Raw genomic sequence first — 21,315 nt, forward strand, 5'->3', positions numbered from 1 at the left:
CGACAAAACAGGTTCTCCTGTTTTTGTCGGTTTTTTTTATCAATTATTGCCTGATTTATTGGTCTTGTAGTATTTCCGTTGTTTTGCCCCTTTTCTTATTGTTATAATCATGTTTAACATCCAAGGGGGGATACATGATGACATCATTAGAGGAAATTTTGCGTTTTAACAAAGAGTTTGTTGAGAATAAGCAATATTTGCCTTATATAACATCAAAATACCCTGACAAAAAAATTGTCATTTTAACTTGCATGGATACGCGTTTGATTGAATTATTGCCGAAAGCGATGAATTTGCGCAATGGCGATGCAAAAATTATCAAGAGCGCAGGCGCAATGGTTGCACATCCTTTCGGAGGAATTATGAGAAGTATTTTAGTGGCCGTCTATGAATTACAGGCGGATGAAGTGTATGTAATCGGTCATCATGATTGCGGCATGAGCAAAGTGGATCCTTTCGTCATGATTGATCATATGAGAGAAAGAGGAATCAGCGATGAAATGATTAAATCCATCAAGTATTCGGGAATTGATTTAGTTGAATGGCTTCGCGGTTTTGGCGACGTTGAAAAGAATGTGTTAAAAAGCGTGGACATCATCCGCAACCATCCGCTTTTCCCTAAAAATACGCCAGTTCATGGCTTGGTGATGGATCCGGAAACAGGAAAACTTGATTTATTGACAAATGGACATGAATATTTGGAATTGCGCCATCAACATTCATAATTGAATTTGCTTCGCCCATTCGTTTTATACGGATGGGCTTTTTTTATTTTTCCCTGAATAAATCGACTCCGGATCAAATCCCGTAAAATCCGGTTGGAAACGGGGTTTCCTTAATTGTTTTTCCGATAATAATCTTCTTGCAAAAGGGCATAAATATAATGATCTTCCCAAGAACCGTTAATATATAATAATTCCCTCAATAGCCCTTCCTTTTTAAAATTCGCTTTTTCCAACACTTTTACGGAAGCGATATTTTTGGGTGATACATATGCTTCGATTCGATGCAGATTCACGACATTGAACCCGAATTGCACAACTTCCTTTACCGCTTCGGTCGCAATGCCTTTCCCGGTATATCTTTCATCTATGGAATACCCGATGAACGCGCTATTATAAGGCAATCGTTTAATTGCATAAAGGGAAATGTGCCCAATTAATTCTTCTTCATCTTTTGTAAAAATCCCGAAAGAATATTCGCGATTTGAACGCTGAAGATGGATTCCCTCCAATATTTTCCGGTATTGGGCTTCTTCTGTGTAATACTCGGCATCATGCAGCGGTTCATACGTTGCCCAAAAATATTTGTTTCTTTGCAATAATTGCGCCAATTTTTTTGCATCCGTTTCCACAAAGGTGCGCAAATGCAGCCTGTCGCTTTCGATTCGAATCACATGATCACCCTTCTTTTTAATAATTTGAAACAGCTTTTTCACCATTTTGATACCTATAGCCCTTTCTTAAATTATTTATTTCTATATCTACTATATAGTAGATTCCAGATGCCTTCATTATTATTTCAATTTTCTTCGCAGGTCTTGAATTTTATGTTTGAGCTTTCCAGTCGAATGTTTCAAATGGCCGGCACCGCTTCTTGTGCAGATTTTTGATATAATTATTATCTCTTTTTCCCGAAATTTATTAGAATCGACGTTTGTTTCAAAAGTGTCCATTTTCCATAAAAAAATTTACAAAAAAATGAATCCATCCCGAGATTAAGTTGTTGAATTATTTTTTAATGTATATAATTTTATGGAAAGGAGTGCGAAGCATGGGCCGAATCATTGTGATTATTGGCAGCCTGATTGTCACAACCATCTTTACTTTATATACCTTTTGGCTGCCGAACATCGGAGACAAATCCACCATTGAAATTATCAACCGTCTGCCACTTTTGATATCACCGGCTTCATATGTATATATATTTTGGTTTTTCCTATTTATTGTTTTATTTATCTGGGCCTTCAGTTATTCCAAAAATCGAAAATCTGAAAGCTTCGTTTCACCATTGCAGACGATCCTTTTTTTCATTGCAATGCTTTTGCAAATCCTTTCCATCTATCTATGGAATAAAGAAATGCTATTTTACTCTTTGATTTGCATTGGCTTGCAGCTTTTCGCTTTATTTGCATTATATCTTACATATCCCATGCAAGGGGACTATTTGAAAAAAAGAATGCCCATCGCTATTTATTTCGGCTGGACAACTTTTATTTTTATTATCAACGCTTGTTATTTGCTGGTGTATAACGAATGGAACAGATTCGGATTGAGCGATGCTTTGTGGGCTGTCATCATCCTTACATTTGCCACTTTGGTTGCATTGCACCTGCGCTACCACCATCATGATATCGCCTATCCCCTTGTTTTCGTATGGTGTTTTATCGGAATCGCCATTGCCAACGGCTTCGATGAATTGCTAGTGACCACTTCCGCCCTATTTTTAAGCGGAGTATTGATAGTCGGGGTATTATTCATGAAAAAAAATCCTGTACGTTTATGAACGTACAGGATTTTTTTTCAGGGAAATTTTGTGCATCCTAATGAAATTGATCATGAATCGGTTTCGTCATCGATTTTTGTTAGAATAATCGGCTTATCTTTTGTAACCACAATGGTATGTTCAACTTGGGCAACAAGGGACTGATCCGGTGTGACAAATGTCCAGCCGTCTCCGGATTCAATGATGTGGTCCGCTTTTTCGGAGATGAACGGTTCTACCGCCAGGACCATCCCTTCTTTCATAATGGTGTTATCCCAAGCATCATAATAATTCAAAACATGCTGGGGTTCTTCATGCAACGAGCGGCCGACGCCATGCCCCGTCAAGTTCATGATCACTTTCAGTCCATGGGCTTTTGCTTCCCGTTCAATCGCTTTCCCGATCTGATTTAACTTCGATCCCGCTTTCACTTTTGTCATCGCGCGATCGAAGGCTGATTGGGCCACTCGACAAAGCTTTTCCTTGTCTTCATATCCTTCGCCGACAACAAATGAAATTCCCGTATCGGCAAAATAACCGTTTAAAGAACCAGAAACATCAATGTTGACTAAATCGCCTTTTTTAATGACTTTATTTCCGGGTATGCCATGGGCCACTTCATGATTGACGCTGATGCACGTATAACCCGGAAAATCATATTCCCCTTTTGGACCGGAAATGGCTCCGGCTTCTTCAAACATGCGGCCTGCGATTTCGTCCAATTCTTTTGTTGTGATGCCAGGCTTTGTTGCGGCTTTCATGGCATCACGAATTTCCGCGCAAATGCGGCCGATTTTTTTTAATGCTTCCAATTCTTCTTGCGTTTTGACTATCATGTAAAAGATCCTTTCCTCTGTTCAATTTCTCTTTATAAATAATAACATATTCTGCGGTAAATGGACGTTTGGAATGATGGAACCGGCACAACAAAACACAATAAATATATTAAAGCTTTTTTGGATGAACCGCAAAATCGCAGCACAAAAAATGGCGAATCGGAAAACAAACATTTTCCAATTCGCTGTTTTGCCAAAAGCTCCTAAATGCAGCCATTCAGTTTTTTTTTATTGTTTCAACAGCCGTGGGCCGGCCGTGAAAATTAAAGACGCCGCAATAGCAGTTAAAATGATTGACGGAACCATATAAGTGCCATTATAAACAATTGAATAAATCCATGCATTCTGATCGCCGGCATATTCCTTGAAGAAAATGGCTCCGGCAATCGTATGGCAGATGAAGCGCAGCAATCCGCCGACAATTGTTCCTAAGACAACAAACCATGCTATTTTTTTTTTATTATTTGCCGCTGCACCATCCAGCACTTGTTCCCGGACGAGCGCCGCAAATCCGACAAAAGTGAAGGCGAAAAGATAGTCCAGTGTCGCCTGGGCCCAATGTACAATGTAAGGGTTGATTGTCATATTCAATAATCCTACAATAAGCCCTGTAGCGAGGCCGGCAGATATCCCCCGGCGAATGGCCATCAAAACGATTGGAAGCATTGCCAGGCTGACGGAACCGCCTTGCGCCCAAACCGAAAATTTCAATTGATCCAACACGTACCCGATTGCACCAAAGATGGCAATTTCGATCATTATTAATAATTTAGTATTTCTCATTTCAGCAACTCCTTTCTCTTCCCAGCGCAAACCCGAGAGAAGGATAGAAAAGAAAAAGGCGCCCGGACAGATCCGAGACGCCAGACGTTTCGGTTTCTATCCCACATCCCTACGCAAGTACTAACTTACAGGTTCAAAGGGTTAGTGCATACGGCACACTCTCAGCTGACTTCATCAGCACCCCTTGTGGTTTTTCCAATGTTCAGTTGGATTTATTGTTATTTTACCAAAAGCTATTATTCTTTCAATAAAATACACTACTTTAACAAAATCGAAGTTTTGCTGTATCCCTCTTTTTTCTTTTCCACTTGCAGAACCGCAGGCATGGCCGATTTCAGTTCTTCCACATGGGAGATGACCCCGATCATCCGTCCGGTTTTCTGAAGCTCAATGAGCGTATCAATCGCCTTCATCAAGGATTCTTCATCCAGAGAGCCGAATCCTTCATCAATAAACAAAGTTTCAATATTGACATTTCCCTGATAACTTTGAATCACATCCGCCATTCCAAGCGCCAGACTTAAAGAAGCATTAAATTTCTCTCCTCCGGACAGCGTTTTGACATCCCTTGCTTGTCCAGTGTACGCATCGTATACATCCAATCCCAAACCGCTTGCTCTTCCGTGGGATTCCACCCGGTCCGAAACCTGCAAATAATATTGGCCGTTCGATAAATTTTTCAGGCGGAGATTGCTCGCTTCCGTAATCAGTTCCAAGTATCCCATTTGCACATAGCGTTCAAAGGAAATCCTTTTGCTGTTTTGTCCCCGGATTAAATTATAGAGATGGATGATTTGATTTGCTTTTTCTTCCATTTGGAATATCTCATCGGCAATTCTTTCAAGTTTTTCCGCAAAATCGATGCAATGCTTTTCGCACGCTTTCGAGTAATTGAGTATATCCAGCGCCTTCTCGTAGCCAGATTTCAAATCTTCCAATTCTTTTTCCGATTTTGTCAAATCCGCCTTTGCTTTGCCTTTGAATTTTTCTTCATCTTCTTCAACCTGTATTTCCAGCAAATGAAGCTCCTTCATGAAATCTTCATACATCTTCTCCAGCTCATCAATTTCCTGCTGCGGCCGCTTGGCAAGCAAAAATTCGTCGATTGTGGCAAATTGCGCCTGGACCAGCCCTGCAATAAATTCGTCTTTTGCTTTTTGCAGTTTTTCCTGTACACTTTTCGCCTGCCCGGAAATCTGTTTCACCGCTTCTTCGCTTGTTGCCAGTTGTTTATTGGCCTCTTGGTAATCTTTCTGCGCCTTCTCCCAGGACTCTTTTAATTTTTGTTTTACGCTCATCGCTTGCTGCAATGCTTCCTGCAGCAGGGAAAAACTGCTTAATTCTTTTGGAATGTTTTTCCGTTGCTGTTCCAAAATCGTGTTTTCCTGCGTGTATTTTTCATTGGATTCATTGTATTCCCGCTCGGTTTCCTTATATTGCTCCTCAATTTCTTCTTTTTCTTTCTGCAGCAATTTCAGCAGTTTTTTGCTGTTGGAAAGCTCCTCTTTTTTTCTTTCTTTTTCATGTAACGCCTCTTCGACTTCCCGCAAACGATTGAAGAATATCTGCTGTCCGTCAATCGGCGCAGACCGTTCCATTAATGTCTGTTCTATTTCTTTCAACATTTGACGTTTTGAATCCAACTTCGCCATAGCGGCATAACGCTTTTGCTGCGCTTCGTCCAAGGCCGCCTTCAATTGTTTCAGCTCCATCAGTTCAACGCCGTCATCCATCTCTTTATGTTCGATCCGATGTTCCGTACTGCCGCAAACCGGGCAAGGCATTCCGGGCTTCAGCTTTGCCGCAAGCATCGCCGCCTGGTTGTTCAGCCATTTTTCTTCTTCCCTTATATAATCTTTTTGAATTTTTTCATATGTCGCGGCCGCCTTTTCCCATTCCTTTTCGAGTTCGCGGACTTTCAACCCGGTTTCATGATATTTGGAATAAGTGTCGACGATTTCTTTTAGTCGCCGCTGCTCTTCCAAAAGTTCACTTAAGGATTCCGTATCTTTCTCAAGCTGTTCAATGATGTCCATTTCCTGTTTTATGGCCTCGTTCTTTTCTTTGATATGATTTTCCAAGAGATGCAATTGTGTTTGCAGCTCATTCTTTTCTTTCAACAGTTTTTCCACAAGCTTTAATTGTTCGTTCATTTGTTCATAAAGGGGGACAAGTTTTTCCAATTGGATTACCCGTTCATTCGCCCGTTCCCGCTCGTCCTCTAAATCCGCTTCCCGTTTGAAACACTCTTCAGCCAGAGCAAAGGTTCTTTTCGCTTCGTCCAGTTGCCCGGTTGCATCTTTCATTTTTTGCTCAAGGACCGTTTTTTCATTTTCCAGTTCCATCATGCGGGAATAAAGGGGGGAAATCCGGATTGCCCGATTGGCCGCATCAATCGTCTCTTTCATTTGTTCATAATGGTCCTGGCGGGATCGCAATTGCATCAACTGTTCTTTCTTTTTTTCATAGGCTTCGATTTCTTCATTCAACTTTTTTTCCGCAACGTATATTTCATACTTTTCTTGATACTTCCGGTAGGCCTCGCGGTATTTATGTTCATCTTCCCGGATTTTTTCTTGGTAAAATTTCTGCTCCTCCGCCAACCCGTCAAGAATTTGATAAATGTTCGAATCTTTGCTAAGCGCGGAAAAAAGCGGCGATTCCCTTTCCGGCAACGCGCCTGCAATTTGATTGATATAACTGTTTTTTAACGCCTGCGCTTCGTTCAATTTCCGTTCCATTTCCCGTTTCTTTTCTTCCAATTTATCCGCCATTTTAATAAACCGTTCCGTCTTGAAGATTTTTCTTAAAATCTCTTCTTTTTCATCCGATTTTGAAGTCAATAATCTGCGGAACTCCCCTTGGGGCAGCATGACGATTTGGCAAAACTGATCATAGGTCAACCCGATGATTTCTTCCAGTTTTTGATTAATATCCGACACCCTTTGCCGCTCCACCGCCGGAACTTCTTCATTATTCGGCAGGATTTCAAACAGTTCATATTTTTCGCCTGTCGCAGTTTTTCTTCCTTTTTTCACATGCGGCAGCCGGCGCAATACCCGATATCTTTTGCCGCGGATTTCAAAAATGAACTCGACGGAAGTATGGACATCATCATCCGCAAAATCGCTGCGAAGCATTTTCGGTTCTTTCCTGTCCTGTCCGCTGGCATATCCATACAGGGCAAAACAGATGGCATCAAAAATCGTTGTTTTTCCTGCTCCCGTTTGTCCGGAAATGACAAATAATCTTTTCTCTTGAAGTTTCGTAAAGTCGATCACTTCTTCGTCTTTATATGGTCCAAAGGCGGTCATTTTCAGCAGAATCGGCTTCACTTCATCACCACTTCCCCTTTTGTTTCTCTTTCAGCCTGCAATAATTCTTCCAGCACTTCTTTAAAAAGCTGAAGGGCCTCTTCCGTCGGCTCTGTTCCCATAACTTCTTGGTGGAAAGCTTTGAACAGCGTTACATCATCCAATTGTTCCCGGCGGATGTTTATCATCTCCTCCGATTCATCCGTTCTTTGGATCGTTTTCCGTTCTACATGCATGGCATTCGGATAAACGGTGCGGATCTGTTCCATTGCTCCCACGACCGGCGTCAAATCTGTCAGTCTCACAAACACATAATCTTCGGAGCAATCATGTTTCAATATTTCATGGATGGATCCTTCGATAATGCGCAAATCCCTTTTTGGGGTAAAAATGCGCTTTTCGACGGCAACTTGCCCTTTTTCATCTAAATCGACTATTAAAAAACCCTTTTGATGATTTGCTTCAGATGCCGAATATTTTAATAGCGAGCCCGGATATCGTATCGTTTCGTCCAAAACGTAATGGGCCTTGTGCAAATGTCCGAGCGCTGTATAATGAAACGGTTGAAAATAATGGGCGTTGACACATTCCGAGCCCCCGATGGCCAAAGGCCGTTCCGATTCGCTCGTATTTTCCCCTTTTTCCCCGTCCGGTGTGACAAAGGCGTGTCCCACAAATACATGCCGTTTGGTTTTGTCCATTTTCTCTTCAATTTTTTCAATGATCGTTTTCATGGCATCATCATATGTATGAACCGAATCGCATTGAAGCACGTTTCTGACAGTGGAAGGCTCCGCAAAGGGCACTAAATGAAAATGAACTTCTCCATATTCATCATGCAAAATGATCGGCTCAAATTGATCATCGAGTTCACCGGCGATATAAAGCCCGCTTTCCTTCATCAATTTGCTTCCAAATTCGAGGCGGGTCGGGCTGTCATGATTTCCCGCGACGCAAAGAACTGGCACATTCCGCTTCAATACGATTTCCGCGAAAGTCTCATCCAGCAAATCCACCGCTTCCACCGGGGGAAGCGCCCGGTCATACAAGTCCCCGGCAATGACCACTGCGTCCGGCTTCTCTTCATCGATTGCCTGCAAAAATTGATTCAAAACATGCCGCTGATCTTCCGTCATGTAAACGCCTTGCACCAGCTTTCCCAAATGCCAGTCTGCCGTATGGAAAATTTTCAAATTCAATCGACCTCCACTTTCAACTATGTATCTATTGTAGCATGGGTGAAAAATAACGGCCACCCGATTTACGAATATCCGTTCCCCTTTTTATTTGTTCAAAATTTGTTTCTTTCCGAAAACGAAAAAAGCCACATCTCCTTTCTCAACAAGGAAAGATGTGGCTGCACGTTGATTTAAAAAGCCCAATTCCCTTTTCTGAAGACCGGCTCCCGGGTTCCATCCGGCAAAATTCCGTCAATATCCATTTCCGCGCTTCCTATCATAAAATCTTCGTGGGTAATCGAAACATTGATGCCCAAAGATTCCAATTGCTTTTCTTCCAAATCGCGGCCTCCCACGTAGCAAGTCGGATAAGCTTCGCCGATGGCCAAATGGTTGGAGGCATTTTCGTCAAAGAGCGTGTTGTAATATAAAATGTTTGATAATGAAATCGGCGATTCATGCGGAACCAACGCCACTTCACCCAAATAGGCGGATCCTTCATCCGTGCGGATCAATTCTTGCAACAATTCATTGCCGGTTTTCGCGTGGGCTTCAACGATTTTTCCTTTTTCAAAAGTGAGAGTAAACCCGTCGATGATGTTTCCTTGATAGACTAATGGCTTCGTATTGCGCACATAGCCATTGACGCCAAATTTCGAAGGGAGCGTAAATACTTCTTCCGTCGGCATATTGGCAATAAATGTAACCCCTTCCGGCGTTTTGCTGGAACCGGTGCACCATATGTGTTTTTCGGGAAGTTCTATCGTCAAATCCGTACCGGGCGCTTTGTAATGCAATTTTGCATATTTTTTGCGGTTCAAATATTCCGCCCTTTGTTCCAGTTCCCGAATATGCCGTTTCCAATTTTCCACCGCATCCCCTTCTCCGATGCGCACCGTTTTGAAAATCGCTTCCCAAAGCGCATTCATTTGTTCTTCTTCCGGCAAATCCGGAAACACCTTTGCCGCCCATTTTTTCGATGGAACCGCGATGATGGACCAGGCAATCAAATCGTTTATAATCGCTTTCCGATAATTCACAAGGGCTTCTCCGCTCGCTTTCTGTTGGGCAGATATGCGCTGCACGGGAATCCCCTTCAACAAATCCGGATCTTCCGCATCAATCCAGAGGATGGCTCCTTTCCGTTCAATGCATTCATTCCGCTGCGCAACAATCCATTCCGGGAACTTGGCGAATTCTTCCTCTGCCCCAAATTCATAAAACATGCGGGTAATCTCTTGATCTGTTATATGAACAGCCACTCTCCCCGCACCGGCTTCGTACGCTTTTTTTACAACCAATCTTGTAAAGTCCAATGCGTCTGATGTCGTATTAATCAATAAATATTGGCCTTTTTGGATATTTACTCCAATTTTCACGGCAAGTTCCGCATATTGTTCCAATTTTTCTTCAAAAGTCATGTGGATCCCTCACTTTTTTTGCAATGGTATTGGCGTTTCCTTCAATCAATTGCCCTTTGTAAATCACCTTTTGGACCGGTTTCTGCCCTACTTGCCTTAACAATTTCCTATAATTTTTTTCATCCTTATAGGATAAAAGAGTAAGCACTTCCCCGTCCGCTCCCGCTCTTCCGGTGCGTCCGGAACGGTGCAAATACTGCTCCACTGTATGCGGAAGATCAACATGAATCACGTGAGTAAGCCCTTCAATATCAAGTCCCCGGGCAGCCAAATCCGTTGCCAGCAAAATGCGCGCTTCGCCATTGCGGAATTCTTCCAATGACTTTTTCCGCTGTTCTTTGCTCATTTCCGCATGAAGGGATACCACTTTTGCATTTTTATATTTCAATTTCATCTCTTTCAACAACAACTGATCCAAATGGTTGATGAACGCAAGCCCCCGGATTCCTTCGATATTGGCAAGTTTTCTTAAAGCGTCCGTCTTATCCCGTTCTTCCACTTTCACAAAGGAATGAACAACTTTTCCGACCTTTATCATTTCTTCCGGCTTGATTTTGATACGGACCGGATCTTTCAACATCCTGCTGGCAACCAACTGTATTTCATCGGTGATGGTCGCGGATACAAGCGCTACTTGCCGGTTAGGAGATGCCCCTTCAATAAAGGATTTCACCATGACCCGGTAATCTCTGCTCAACAGTTGGTCGCACTCATCCAACACAATCATTTCAATTTCATTCAATTTTAATTTTCTCGTTCTCGCCAAATCATTTAATCGTCCTGGCGTACCGACGACGATCGTCGGTTTTTTCTTCAATTTTTCAATTTGGCGGGCCATGTTCGCTCCGCCGATCAGTTGTTGGACTGTAATATTCGTTCCGGCGCTCCATTCCCGGATGACTTCTACAATCTGCATAGCCAATTCTTGAGAAGGTGCTACAATCAAACCTTGCGTTCTTTTTTTCGAGCCATCCAATTTATGCAGCATTGGCAGAACATATGCCAATGTTTTCCCCGATCCTGTAGGGGATTCGGCCACAATATCTTTCCCTTCCAGCATGGCCGGAATCATTTCCTCTTGCACTTTCGTCGTGGATTTAAATTTCCATTTTTGCTGCAACGATTCATTCAATAAATCAATGACTGACATCGTCTTCCCGCCTTCCCACCAATAGTTTACCACAATTTAGCAGGCATCAATCGCCGCTTCAACTATTCTTTCCGATTTCAGCATGAAAAAAGAATCCGCTTTTTGCCGGAAATTCTTCTCCAAAAGGTCTTCTTTTCCGGGATGACAAATTCCGAAAAGCGAATTCTTCTTCGTGTTTCTATTCTTTTATTTCATAGCCACAGCGGATGATGGAGGTTTCCGCCAGCACAATTAACGAATCAATATACTGATTTCCCAATCCCAAATTTTTGTTTATAACAGATAATTCGGTGCATCCCAAAATCACACGGTCACAATTGAGCGCAAAGACGGATTCTTCAATCTTCTTCCACTCTTCTTGCGATACATCTTTTCCCGATTTTACGCCATCATAAATGACGGACATTACCATCTTTTGTGTTTGTGCATCAGGAATAACCGGTTCAATGCCTTCTTCCATTAATGCCGTTTGATAAACTTTCGAATGGATGGTGCCGTCTGTCGCTAAAATGGCCACTTTATGGGCGCCAAGCTCCTTTGCCCTTTTCGCCGTTTCCCTGATCATATGGATGACAGGGACGGGAGAACCTTGCTGGATTTCATCATAAAAGCTATGGGCCGTATTGCACGGGATGCATATGAGATCTGCCCCGCAGGCAGCCAACTTTTTGGCATCCCGAATAATGTAGGGAACCGGGTTTTCCTTGGATTTTCCCAATATGAAAGCAGTCCGGTCAGGAATCGATGTATCATTGTCGATAATTGTATGAACATGTTCTTGATCTTTGGATGCCTTCGTTAAACGGACGATCGCTTCCCCAAGGAACATCGTCGCAAGGGGACCTACACCGCCGATGATTCCTAAAGTCTTCTTCATTATTCAGCCAAACCTTTTTTATTAAAGTATTTTTTATATTTACGATAATAATTTAATTTATTCAACGTTAATTTGATCCAACGTTTGAAATTCATATCGTAAGGATAATATAGGGAGTTTGTCCATTTCCCTTCGCGGATCAATTGTTTTGCTTCAATTTTCAGCTTTTCATTTGATGCATATTTAAACAATACACCTTTAGGTATGACCAGCCAAAGGTGCTTGTTATCGGCATAAGTTAAATCCTGTTTAATATTAAATATGTGGTCATCCGCAACATATTTCATCAGATTATAGCCTGCCGCCGTTACAAAATAACTTGAACGGCCATTGCGCAAATTAATCTCAAACAGATTGTATTCCCCGGTTCTTGGATCCAATTTCATATCGAAATTCGCAAATCCGGTATAACCGATATCTTCCAGGAAATAGCGTACACGATCCATCAACTCTTTGTCGTATGTAGTAATAATTGCCGCATAGCTTCCAATTCCTTCCGGGGAATGTTCTTCTAAAATCGGGTTGCCCAAACACATCAATTTGACTTTTCCGTCTTTTCCTACATAGGCGTTCAATACGCGCATATAAGAATCATCGCCTGGAATGAACTCCTGGATAATTAAATTGTCTTTGTAAGTGGAGCTGTAAATGGCATCTAATATTGCATTTTTCTCGTTTTCATCATGGGCGACGAACACTTTTTTCTTTCCCGGGAACTTGCATGCCCAATAGGCTACGGAATTGGATGCTTTGATGATGATCGGATAATCAAACGGGATTTTAAATTCTTTGTAATTCTCATAGCTGATAATCGTTGTTTTTGGATATTTGAAGCCATACTTGTCGCACATTTTATAGAAGTTTTCTTTTAATACAATTTTATCCATCAACGATTCATCAATGTATGGCACTATGAAATATTTTTGAAGTTCCGGTTTATTTTTGATGATTAATTTTGCATAATCATCCCCGCAGGCAAGAAGCAGCAATTTTGTATCTTTGTATTTTTCGGCAATTTTTTTCAATGCAGGCACAAAAACTTCCTGATTATTAAAATTGTCAACCTGTTCAAAAATAATGATTTTGCTGTTTTGCGTTGCTGTTAAATGAGAACGCCCTACAACGAGCGATTTTATTCCATATGCTTCATGGAAGGCGCGGGCCATTCCGTATGCATTCATATCCGAACCGCACAATACCGGCAAAAATGGTTGATTCATCGTTTCTTCATCTCTCTTCATCATTATATTTAACAACTTTCCGACAAAATGAAAGTAGCATGAAATGGTATTAAAATCAATTATTTGGACAAAGTTCTATTTGTAATTTCTGCAATAATTATTACAAATTCTGTACAATGATGAAGAAATTTTTTCTTCCAGTTGCCAAAGAAAAAAGATGCAGTCGTCGCTGCATCTAAGCGTTATCAAAATGGTGCTTTTCATCGGGAGATTCTTTTCGGAACAATTCTTCTAGGAGTTCATCTCCTTCTGCTTTCACCCGTTTATTCAGCTCATCCACCGGAATGGCATCCACCGTCTGCATATCTTCATGCAAATCGAAAATGCTGATTCCATCGGATGGCACCCGATCCGGTTTCTCTTTATAAGGCATATCGGCAAAACGCTTTTTGGATTCCGGCAATGATTCTTTTTTCATCCCAACACACTCCTTTTACGATAGTATGTGTCGGGACCGGACCATTATACGCATTGGCTTATGCCATTAAGTACTGCAATTTTTCCGCATATGTCACATTATTCGGATTCCACTTTCTAGTTGGACACTGATACACTTTGTAAGGAAGTCCGAGACCTTTGACAAATTCTATAAATTTCCCGTCAAACCAAGGCGGACTCCATGCGCCGGAGCGGCAAATGTGGATGACGTTTGTTTTGATATCTTTTCTCAAATCCTCAAAATTAATAAACTCGACATCAAATACTTTTATCATGTCTTTAAAAAACTCCGGCGCTTCTTTTGTAAATGGGCTGTATATGATCTTGGCCTTATTGATGATTTGATTTTGCAAAAGCTTTCCAAGCCAATTGGCGCAGTTGACTTCAAATTCCAGCGAAGCAAGGCCTCCATATCCCAAATCGGAATGGGCGTCAAAAAGATATACTTCATCCACGCCAAATTTTTCAGCAATTTTATAAGATAAGGCATGAGAATCCGATACGTAAATTCCCACATCCTGATTCCATCTGAAGAATTGTTTGATTTTATCCCAGAAATTGTCTGTTTCTTCTGAAAGGACAAAGGATTTCTCGAAATCTTCGCCATAAGATTTATATTGAAAGTATTTTTTATACCATAAATCATTGATGGTTCTTTTGTTTTCAATGCTTGATACAACTTCATGATTTTCAGCGGAAATAAAATAGTCCCAGTCGATTGATAATAAGCAACCCACGACTATCCCCTCCAAAAATCAAAAAGTGTCCTTAACAAAATCGTAATACTCAAAAAATGGAATTTCAAATCATCGACTTCTTTTTTAAAAATAGCCATATTTTTAGAGAGGAATTTAATATTTTGGTAGAATTATAAATATAGAAAAATTTAGGAGGGATATCGTTATGTATGATGTAGCAATCATTGGTGCCGGACCTGCCGGAGGAAGCGCAGCGCTTTTCACGGCTAAAGCAGGCAAAAAAACGGTAATTTTGGACAGCGATCAAGGGATTACAAAACGCGCGATGCTTTATAATCACTACGGTGTGAAAGAAATTACAGGCCCTGAACTAGTCAAAACGGGAATCGAACAGGCAAAACATTATGGCGCAGAGCTCATCGAAGCAAAAGTAACAAACATTTCAAAAACAGAAAACGGATTTAAACTTCAATATGAAAATGGCGAAGTTGAAGCAAAACATGTCATCCTGGCTACCGGTGTGCTAACGGACCTTGCCGAAAGCATCGGGCTTAAAACAAAACCTGGCACAGAGCCAAGAATTAAAACCGTTTTTGATGTCGATGCAGATGGCAGAACAAATGTGGAAGGCATTTGGGCTGCAGGCACTTGCGCGGGCGTCAGCGTCCACACAATTATCACTGCCGGTGACGGCGCAAAAGTGGCCATCAATGTTCTCAGTGAATTAAACGGAGAACGTTATGTGGATCATGACGTATTAAAATAATAATAAAACGAAAGGCTGTCCCGGAAGCTTTCCGGACAGCTTTTTTTATGGATCGCCCAATCACGTTCCTTTTTTTCACAATCCTCCTTGACTCCAAATACGCTCATCATGCCGACTACTCCGAAGAGCTGATTGGAGCAAACCATGCCTTTACTTTCCACAAAATCTCAAAATTTTTGAATGCGCTTTCATGTTATAATATTTCCAATAAAAGGAGTGATTGGGATGCCAGGAATTTATAAAAACATTTTAGTCGCCATTGACGGTTCGAAAGAGTCTGAAGCCGCCCTTAGCGAAGGAATCGAAATGGCCAAAGAAAATCAAGCTTCTTTAATATTGGTAACGGTAATCGATACAACCCGTGTTGCAAGAGCGAAAAAATACAGGGACTTATTGACACGCAACATTGATGAAATAAATAAACGGATGGATGCTTACCGCAAACAGGCGGAAGCCCAAAATATAAAAAACGTGGAAGTGATCATCGAAAAAGGTTCGCCAAAAAAATTAATTCCGATCGATATCGCAAAGAGAGTAAACGCCGATTTGATCATATGCGGTGCAACAGGAATGACGCCTGCCGAACAAATCTTTTTAGGATCTGTCACCCAACAGATTGTAACGAATGCCGAATGCGATGTGCTTGTAAAACGGATAAGCGAAGAATAACGAAGGGTTTCCTGCAAGGGATGTCACCTTGCAGGAAACCCTTAATTCGTTCCTGCCCCCGGTTCTTCAATTCTTCCATCAGGATATTTGACAAATCTGCCTGCATTGCGATCATTGACCGGATCAGGCCGGTCCCATTTCCAGCCGCCGAATTTCGTTTTATTGTATTCAGCAAAAGTATTGTAGATTTCTTCTTTTGTATTCATCACAAACGGACCGAATTGAGCAACGGGCTCATTGATCGGCTCCCCTTCCAAAATGAGGATCGAACTGTTTTGTTCTCCATTTACTATTACGATTTCTTCATCGCCTACAAGTTTGCAACGGTAATTCGATTTTATAGTCACACCTTCCAATTGGATGGTATCCCCTTCGTAGAAATACAAGTTCCGGTTCATCGTACCGGATCCTTTCGGGATTGTGAAAGTTGCCCCAGGCTCCATATGTATCAAATAAATTCCTACATGATGGTTTTTGTCCTTGGCCCAAGATGCCGGATTCGGTTCCAATGAATGAATTCCATACAATTCGCCTGCAATGATTTTTACGATCGTTTTTTTGCCGTTGAAATGGTTTTCAATTACCGGTATATCCTCTCTCCAAAACATTTTGTATTCCGGATCCGTTCTTTTCCCTTTTCTGTCTAAATTCAACCAAATTTGGAACATTTCAAGAGGATTAGGCCCATCTTCATTGACAAGAGGGAACATTTCAGAATGTTGGTACCCCCGGCCCGTTGTCAGCCACTGCACATCCCCGTCGGCATACCGGCAGGACGAACCTTTTGAATCGAAATGATCAATGACCCCTTTTAAAATAATTGTCACCGTTTCAAACCCTTTGTGGGGATGAACCGGGAATCCGGGAACCGTTTTTCCATGATACATACGAAAGCCGTCTTTTAATTTGAAATCCTCCCCTAAGTCTCTTCCTTCCAGCCACTTTTCTTCCACTCCTTGCTGGTCAGTGCCCGGCGGATACATGTCTTTATGATATGTCACAGAAATAAAGGGGCTTTCTGTCGTCCATTGCTCATTTAATTTTTGCAAACCGATAATTTTGGGAGTTTCCATGAAAGTCACCTCGCACGACTGTTCTATTTCCATACTAGCAAATTTTGTTTATGATAGATAAATCAAATTTCGTACAAAATAATGAAAACGCCTCTAAAAAAGAGGCGCTTCCATTTTATGGGGTTGGTTGATTGTTTTTCGGTTGCTGCTGCGGGAATCCGCTTTCCTCTGCAATTTCTTCCCTTACTTTTTGAATATCAGTCCCGGCCGGTGTTTTCCCGGGTGCCGGAGCAGGCTGCGGCTTGCTTGGTCTTTCCAATCCGCTTTCCTCCGCTATTTCTTCTCTCACTTTCTGAATGTCTGTCCCGGCTGGGGTTTTACCAGGCTGGCTTGGCTGAGAAAAGCCCGGAGTCCCAAATCCGCCTTCCTGCGCAATTTCTTCTCTCACTTTTTGAGGATTTGTTCCAGAAGAACTGCTGCTTCCTTGGGCATTTTGTTGCTTTACCTCTTCAATATCTGTTCCTGTTTGTGTAAACCGTTTATTGTTATTTGCCATTTAAAACACCTCCTAAAGCGTTATGCCTTTATCATGTTAAATTTGCATTGAATTATTCATCATACCATCGTTCATTTTCTTCCAACTCCTTAAAAGCCCTGAAATGCATATACGTTTTTATCGCAAGATCAAATCATTGGGCATAACCGGAGGCCATCCTTTTTGCGTTTGGAAGGTATAATGCCGCGTTCATCGGCACATAACATATTTCGCATTTTCCGCCCTTCCCTTTCATACAATAGTGCATGTCCTTATATGGAGGAATGTTCATGTACTGTGTGAAAAAGGGAATGGCTATTCTGTTCGGAAGCATTTTATTATCGATTGGCATTAATCTTTTTCTGGCGCCTTACGAAATTTTGGATGGCGGAATCATTGGACTTTCGCTGATTTTGCATTACCTCTTCAATCTGAAAATCGGATTGATGGCGATTATATTGAGCATACCCATTTTTATTTTGGCATGGTTTAAATATAAGCATTACTTCTTTAACAGCATCCACGGCTTATTAGTCTCTTCTGTCATCATAGACATGTTAAAACCCCTCCGTTACTTGTTGGACATCAAAGCCATCTATGCGGCAATCATCGGAGGAGCCTTTGTAGGGCTGGGAATCGGTTTGATGTTAAAATTCGATACAAGCACCGGGGGAACCGACCTATTGGCGCAATTCATCAGCGATAAAACCGAATGGAATGTCGGCATCATTATTTTGATGATCGATTCCATTATTGTCCTGATCGGAGGACTCCTCATCTCCGCCAACACTTTATGGCTGTCGATTGTTGCCATCACCTCGGTCGGTATTGCGACAAGTGCCGTTGCAAAAAGAAAACATAAAAAAACCTTCATGTAAAAAATCCTGGAGCTATACTCCAGGATCCAATTTTCCGCTACATTATTTGATTTGTCTGACATCCTCCACTGATTTTCCCCTCAAAAAGTCCGGTTTCGTTTCAGCCAAGATGATGGCCGTTAAAATCAGAGCTGCCCCGATGATCATTCTTCCTGTCAATACTTCGTTTAATATGATTATGGAGAAAATCATCCCCCATAATGCTTCAGTGGATAAAATGATGGCGGTCTTGGTTTCGCCCGTATACTTTTGCGCCATCGTTTGGAAACAGTAAGCAAGAGCCGTCGAAAACGAACCTAAATACAAAATAGATAAAATTCCTTTCCATTCCAGCGCAAAATGAATTTCCCCTTTGACCATCACGAACATCCATGCAAACAGGGCAGCCGCCCCCATCTGTACAACCGTAAGCAATATCGGGTCTTCGTCTTTCACATATTTGGAAGTGTAATAAATTTGATAAGCAAAACCGACGGCGCATCCAAAGGTAAGCAAATCGCCCATATTTATTTCCGCTATGGATAATTCCAATGATAGAAAGGCAATGCCTATAATGGCCAAAAATGCACCGGCCAATTCAAATTTATCCACTTTTCTTTTATCCAGAAAAAAAGCGATAAACGGGACAATCACGACGTTAATCGCTGTAATAAAAGCATTTTTCGAAGGTGTCGTATATTGCAGTCCGACCGTCTGCAACAGAAACGCCGAATACAATAAAAAACCTAAAATGAATCCCCTCTTTATGGTCGGCTTCTTCAATCGCTTCACCCGCGGAAAGAATATAACGCTTAAAATCAATACCCCGACAGTGAAACGAACCGCCAATATTTGGTAAGGGGTAAAGTAGTCCAGTGAAATGGCGCTAAAAGCAAAACCGCTCCCCCAGATGATGGCGGTTGTCAGCAACATTATTTCCCCAATATATCTTTTCATAGCATCCTCCAAGAAAGTACCCTGTTTTGATTATAAAGAAATACGCTTTTCTAAAACAACCTGATACAAAGTCTAACATATCTTTGAGAATATGGTCATACATTATACAGGGTCTTTGCATATGTGCCGACAAGCATCATAGCCCCAAAAAATTCCTGTGTGACACTTATTCCAAAAGCACCGAATAAAATGTGTTTAGCGGATAGGTTGGAGGTGCATTCATGATTCACTATGTAAAACCCGGAGAAACACTTGTTCAAATCGCAAGGGATTATCGGGTCGAATATCTTCTATTATTGGAAAATAATCCGCAGATTACAAATCCGGATTTGATCTATGCCGGCCAACCGATAAACATCCCGGGTTTGCCGGATCCAAGTACGATTCCTTATGAAATTGATGTATCCATCAATAACCGCACTTTATCTTTATATCATAACGGCGTTTTAGTAAAAACTTACCCGATTGCAGTAGGAAGAATGCTTTATGAAACGCCCACAGGAAACTTCGTGATCGTCAATAGAGCCCCTAATCCTGGAGGACCTTTTGGTACGATGTGGTTGACCCTTTCCAAGGAAAGCTACGGTATTCATGGAACCAATGATCCGGGCTCCATCGGATATGCGGTTTCCAAGGGATGTGTTCGCATGTTGAATGAAGATGTGGAAGAACTGGCGAGCATCGTACCAAATGGGACAGCGGTATATATCCACTATTAACTTTGCGGGGGCGTCTATCTATATTTGAGATGTCCCCTTTATTATTTTAGCGCTTTGCAGATACATATGAAAAAAAGACGGGCGGAGTAATTGCACTCCTGCACCGCCATTTATCGAACTTCGTTATGTTTTGGTTTCTTGCGCATTACTTTCGGAATATAGACGCAATACGGTTCGCTTTCCATATAATCGCCTGTGACGCTATAGGCCCGTGAACGTGAACCGCCGCACACTTTGTTGAATTCGCATACACCGCATTTCCCTTTATACATATCCGGATTTCTCAAATTTTTAAAAATCTCTGATTCTCTGTAAATTTCGGCAAGCGGTGTTTTTCGTACATTCCCCGCTTTGATTGGCAACAGCCCGCTTGGATAAACATCTCCAATATGGGAGATAAACAAAAAGCCGTTTCCGTCATTGACGCCTTGCGGGGCCCGTCCCAATCCATCAATTTGGCCTGTTTTTCCTTTCATCAAAGCATCTTCATAATCAATATGGTCCCCACTCTTCACCCCCCGGCGTTCCCGGAGCTTCTGCTGGATGACTACCCGGCGATAATGCTGGGCGGCAGTTGTTTTTATGTCAAAAGGCACCCTCTTCGACAATTCATATAGCCACAGGAATACTTTCTCGTGCTCAGCCGGAGAAATCATGTCGGATTCTTTTCCTCTTCCTGTCGGGACGAGGAAGAAAACGCTCCAAAGGACGCAATTTAAATCTTCCACCATTTTGGCCATCTCCTCCAAATAATCGATATTATAACGGGAGATGACCGTATTGATTTGCAACGGCAAATCAAGTTCATGTATATATGAAATCGCTTTCATCGTTAAATCAAAAGAACCGCTCGTACCGCGAAAATGGTCATGCACTTCCGCACAGTGGCCATCAAGGCTGAACGCCCATCTTGCTAAACCGATTTCTTTTGCCCGTTGAATGGCTTCTTTAGTCACATTCGGTGTGGCAGATGGCGTCATTGATACCCTCATTCCTTTGGAAATGGCGTATTCCGCCAAATCAAACACATCTTCCCTTTCCAGCGGGTCTCCGCCTGTAAAAACAAGCATCGGATTATCCATCTCATAAATTTGATCAATCAACGCTTTTCCTTCTTCAAAATCGAGCTCCAACGGATGGCGGTGACGCTGCGCTTCCGCACGGCAATGCAGGCAATGCAGCTGACAGGCCCTTGTCAGCTCCCAAATGACAATAAAAGGATTTTGATTATAATCCCGTTTATACATTCCGATCACACTCTCCAAAAGAAATATTATTAATACATCTTTTGATTTTATTGTATCGAAAGCGAACTAATCACGAAGTGAGGAAAATCACACTTTCAATAAAAAACGATCCTTTTCTTAACATGAAGGATC

Annotated in this window: 21 protein-coding genes and 1 riboswitch; of the genes, 6 read left to right on the forward strand and 15 right to left on the reverse strand. The window is 41.8% G+C overall.

All coding sequences use genetic code 11. From position 1 onward, the window contains the following. Nucleotides 1-137 precede the first annotated feature (137 nt). Nucleotides 138-725 carry a beta-class carbonic anhydrase gene (locus tag FKZ59_RS06000; RefSeq protein ID WP_141601848.1) on the forward strand — a complete coding sequence of 196 codons (588 nt, stop codon included), beginning with the start codon at nt 138-140 and terminating at the stop codon, nt 723-725. 110 nt (nt 726-835) lie between these two features. Here FKZ59_RS06000 and FKZ59_RS06005 read toward each other — a convergent pair whose 3' ends face one another. Next, on the reverse strand, nt 836-1,396 hold the full coding sequence (locus FKZ59_RS06005; RefSeq protein ID WP_141601849.1) for a GNAT family N-acetyltransferase: 561 nt from the start codon (nt 1,394-1,396) through the stop codon (nt 836-838). Nucleotides 1,397-1,773: 377 nt separating this feature from the next. Here FKZ59_RS06005 and FKZ59_RS06010 point away from each other — a divergent pair, with 377 nt between their 5' ends. Beyond that, nucleotides 1,774-2,505, forward strand: coding sequence for a hypothetical protein (locus tag FKZ59_RS06010; RefSeq protein ID WP_141601850.1), 732 nt, complete (start codon nt 1,774-1,776; stop codon nt 2,503-2,505). Nucleotides 2,506-2,555: 50 nt separating this feature from the next. On the opposite strand, the gene map is transcribed toward FKZ59_RS06010, so the two are convergent. The 10 genes from map to FKZ59_RS06060 form a co-directional block, all read right to left on the reverse strand. Further along, nucleotides 2,556-3,320 (reverse strand): type I methionyl aminopeptidase, encoded by a 765-nt coding sequence (gene map / locus FKZ59_RS06015; protein WP_141601851.1) that lies wholly within the window; start codon nt 3,318-3,320, stop codon nt 2,556-2,558. A gap of 228 nt (nt 3,321-3,548) precedes the next feature. Then, nucleotides 3,549-4,103, reverse strand: coding sequence for an energy-coupled thiamine transporter ThiT (gene thiT, locus FKZ59_RS06020; protein WP_141601852.1), 555 nt, complete (start codon nt 4,101-4,103; stop codon nt 3,549-3,551). Between the two features lie 89 nt (nt 4,104-4,192). Then, a riboswitch (TPP riboswitch) is annotated at nt 4,193-4,298 on the reverse strand. 62 nt (nt 4,299-4,360) lie between these two features. After that, nucleotides 4,361-7,438 carry an AAA family ATPase gene (locus FKZ59_RS06025; RefSeq protein ID WP_141601853.1) on the reverse strand — a complete coding sequence of 1,026 codons (3,078 nt, stop codon included), beginning with the start codon at nt 7,436-7,438 and terminating at the stop codon, nt 4,361-4,363. After that, nucleotides 7,435-8,610, reverse strand: coding sequence for an exonuclease SbcCD subunit D (locus FKZ59_RS06030; RefSeq protein WP_141601943.1), 1,176 nt, complete (start codon nt 8,608-8,610; stop codon nt 7,435-7,437). Before FKZ59_RS06030 ends, FKZ59_RS06025 begins: the two co-directional genes overlap by 4 nt. A gap of 176 nt (nt 8,611-8,786) precedes the next feature. Continuing rightward, entirely contained in the window at nt 8,787-10,016 is a 1,230-nt protein-coding gene (locus FKZ59_RS06035) for an aminopeptidase (RefSeq protein ID WP_141601854.1), read from the reverse strand. Next, on the reverse strand, nt 10,006-11,166 hold the full coding sequence (locus FKZ59_RS06040) for a DEAD/DEAH box helicase (protein WP_141601855.1): 1,161 nt from the start codon (nt 11,164-11,166) through the stop codon (nt 10,006-10,008). The genes FKZ59_RS06035 and FKZ59_RS06040 overlap by 11 nt, the downstream gene beginning before the upstream one ends. A gap of 178 nt (nt 11,167-11,344) precedes the next feature. After that, on the reverse strand, nt 11,345-12,046 hold the full coding sequence (cuyB, locus tag FKZ59_RS06045) for a cysteate racemase (RefSeq protein ID WP_141601856.1): 702 nt from the start codon (nt 12,044-12,046) through the stop codon (nt 11,345-11,347). Next, the gene (locus FKZ59_RS06050; RefSeq protein ID WP_246045832.1) at nt 12,043-13,287 is read right to left on the reverse strand and encodes a carboxylate--amine ligase; all 1,245 of its coding nucleotides are present in this window, start codon (nt 13,285-13,287) and stop codon (nt 12,043-12,045) included. The genes cuyB and FKZ59_RS06050 overlap by 4 nt, the downstream gene beginning before the upstream one ends. Nucleotides 13,288-13,459: 172 nt before the next feature. Beyond that, nucleotides 13,460-13,702: a hypothetical protein gene (locus FKZ59_RS06055; RefSeq protein WP_141601857.1), complete on the reverse strand. Its 243-nt coding sequence runs from the start codon at nt 13,700-13,702 to the stop codon at nt 13,460-13,462. A gap of 58 nt (nt 13,703-13,760) precedes the next feature. After that, nucleotides 13,761-14,459: an HAD family hydrolase gene (locus FKZ59_RS06060; RefSeq protein WP_141601858.1), complete on the reverse strand. Its 699-nt coding sequence runs from the start codon at nt 14,457-14,459 to the stop codon at nt 13,761-13,763. 166 nt (nt 14,460-14,625) lie between these two features. Here FKZ59_RS06060 and FKZ59_RS06065 point away from each other — a divergent pair, with 166 nt between their 5' ends. Both FKZ59_RS06065 and FKZ59_RS06070 read left to right on the forward strand, forming a co-directional pair. Further along, nucleotides 14,626-15,186: an FAD-dependent oxidoreductase gene (locus FKZ59_RS06065; RefSeq protein WP_141601859.1), complete on the forward strand. Its 561-nt coding sequence runs from the start codon at nt 14,626-14,628 to the stop codon at nt 15,184-15,186. A 225-nt stretch (nt 15,187-15,411) separates the two neighbouring features. Then, nucleotides 15,412-15,855 carry a universal stress protein gene (locus tag FKZ59_RS06070; RefSeq protein ID WP_141601860.1) on the forward strand — a complete coding sequence of 148 codons (444 nt, stop codon included), beginning with the start codon at nt 15,412-15,414 and terminating at the stop codon, nt 15,853-15,855. 41 nt (nt 15,856-15,896) lie between these two features. Here FKZ59_RS06070 and FKZ59_RS06075 read toward each other — a convergent pair whose 3' ends face one another. Then, complete coding sequence (locus tag FKZ59_RS06075; protein ID WP_141601861.1) at nt 15,897-16,928, reverse strand: pirin family protein; 1,032 nt, start codon at nt 16,926-16,928, stop codon at nt 15,897-15,899. A 115-nt stretch (nt 16,929-17,043) separates the two neighbouring features. Next, nucleotides 17,044-17,424, reverse strand: a complete 381-nt coding sequence (locus FKZ59_RS14685; protein WP_181733204.1) for a hypothetical protein — start codon at nt 17,422-17,424, stop codon at nt 17,044-17,046. A 269-nt stretch (nt 17,425-17,693) separates the two neighbouring features. On the opposite strand from FKZ59_RS14685, the gene FKZ59_RS06085 reads away from it, so the two are divergent. Continuing rightward, nucleotides 17,694-18,281 (forward strand): YitT family protein, encoded by a 588-nt coding sequence (locus FKZ59_RS06085; protein WP_141601862.1) that lies wholly within the window; start codon nt 17,694-17,696, stop codon nt 18,279-18,281. A 42-nt stretch (nt 18,282-18,323) separates the two neighbouring features. Here the strand turns inward: FKZ59_RS06085 and FKZ59_RS06090 are convergent, their stop codons facing one another. After that, a complete protein-coding gene (locus tag FKZ59_RS06090) occupies nt 18,324-19,217 on the reverse strand; it encodes a DMT family transporter (RefSeq protein ID WP_141601863.1) in 894 nt (297 codons plus the stop codon). Between the two features lie 221 nt (nt 19,218-19,438). Between FKZ59_RS06090 and FKZ59_RS06095 the strand changes: the two genes are divergently transcribed. After that, nucleotides 19,439-19,936, forward strand: coding sequence for a L,D-transpeptidase family protein (locus FKZ59_RS06095; protein WP_141601864.1), 498 nt, complete (start codon nt 19,439-19,441; stop codon nt 19,934-19,936). A gap of 110 nt (nt 19,937-20,046) precedes the next feature. Here the strand turns inward: FKZ59_RS06095 and FKZ59_RS06100 are convergent, their stop codons facing one another. Continuing rightward, nucleotides 20,047-21,183 carry a TIGR04053 family radical SAM/SPASM domain-containing protein gene (locus tag FKZ59_RS06100; protein WP_141601865.1) on the reverse strand — a complete coding sequence of 379 codons (1,137 nt, stop codon included), beginning with the start codon at nt 21,181-21,183 and terminating at the stop codon, nt 20,047-20,049. Nucleotides 21,184-21,315: the final 132 nt, after the last annotated feature.

Origin of the sequence: Ureibacillus terrenus (assembly GCF_006569205.1) — a bacterium.
Lineage (GTDB): Bacteria > Bacillota > Bacilli > Bacillales_A > Planococcaceae > Ureibacillus > Ureibacillus terrenus.

Bases quoted from the DNA above. Each gene is read 5' to 3' on its own strand.
- FKZ59_RS06070 (WP_141601860.1), top strand. From the start codon at position 15,412: ATGCCAGGAATTTATAAAAACATTTTAGTCGCCATTGACGGTTCGAAA.
- FKZ59_RS06100 (WP_141601865.1), bottom strand. From the start codon at position 21,183: ATGTATAAACGGGATTATAATCAAAATCCTTTTATTGTCATTTGGGAG.
- FKZ59_RS06065 (WP_141601859.1), top strand. From the start codon at position 14,626: ATGTATGATGTAGCAATCATTGGTGCCGGACCTGCCGGAGGAAGCGCA.
- FKZ59_RS06085 (WP_141601862.1), top strand. From the start codon at position 17,694: ATGTACTGTGTGAAAAAGGGAATGGCTATTCTGTTCGGAAGCATTTTA.
- FKZ59_RS06090 (WP_141601863.1), bottom strand. From the start codon at position 19,217: ATGAAAAGATATATTGGGGAAATAATGTTGCTGACAACCGCCATCATC.
- FKZ59_RS14685 (WP_181733204.1), bottom strand. From the start codon at position 17,424: ATGGCAAATAACAATAAACGGTTTACACAAACAGGAACAGATATTGAA.
- thiT (WP_141601852.1), bottom strand. From the start codon at position 4,103: ATGAGAAATACTAAATTATTAATAATGATCGAAATTGCCATCTTTGGT.
- FKZ59_RS06050 (WP_246045832.1), bottom strand. From the start codon at position 13,287: ATGATGAAGAGAGATGAAGAAACGATGAATCAACCATTTTTGCCGGTA.
- FKZ59_RS06055 (WP_141601857.1), bottom strand. From the start codon at position 13,702: ATGAAAAAAGAATCATTGCCGGAATCCAAAAAGCGTTTTGCCGATATG.
- FKZ59_RS06010 (WP_141601850.1), top strand. From the start codon at position 1,774: ATGGGCCGAATCATTGTGATTATTGGCAGCCTGATTGTCACAACCATC.
- FKZ59_RS06075 (WP_141601861.1), bottom strand. From the start codon at position 16,928: ATGGAAACTCCCAAAATTATCGGTTTGCAAAAATTAAATGAGCAATGG.
- FKZ59_RS06000 (WP_141601848.1), top strand. From the start codon at position 138: ATGACATCATTAGAGGAAATTTTGCGTTTTAACAAAGAGTTTGTTGAG.
- FKZ59_RS06035 (WP_141601854.1), bottom strand. From the start codon at position 10,016: ATGACTTTTGAAGAAAAATTGGAACAATATGCGGAACTTGCCGTGAAA.
- FKZ59_RS06040 (WP_141601855.1), bottom strand. From the start codon at position 11,166: ATGTCAGTCATTGATTTATTGAATGAATCGTTGCAGCAAAAATGGAAA.
- map (WP_141601851.1), bottom strand. From the start codon at position 3,320: ATGATAGTCAAAACGCAAGAAGAATTGGAAGCATTAAAAAAAATCGGC.
- FKZ59_RS06095 (WP_141601864.1), top strand. From the start codon at position 19,439: ATGATTCACTATGTAAAACCCGGAGAAACACTTGTTCAAATCGCAAGG.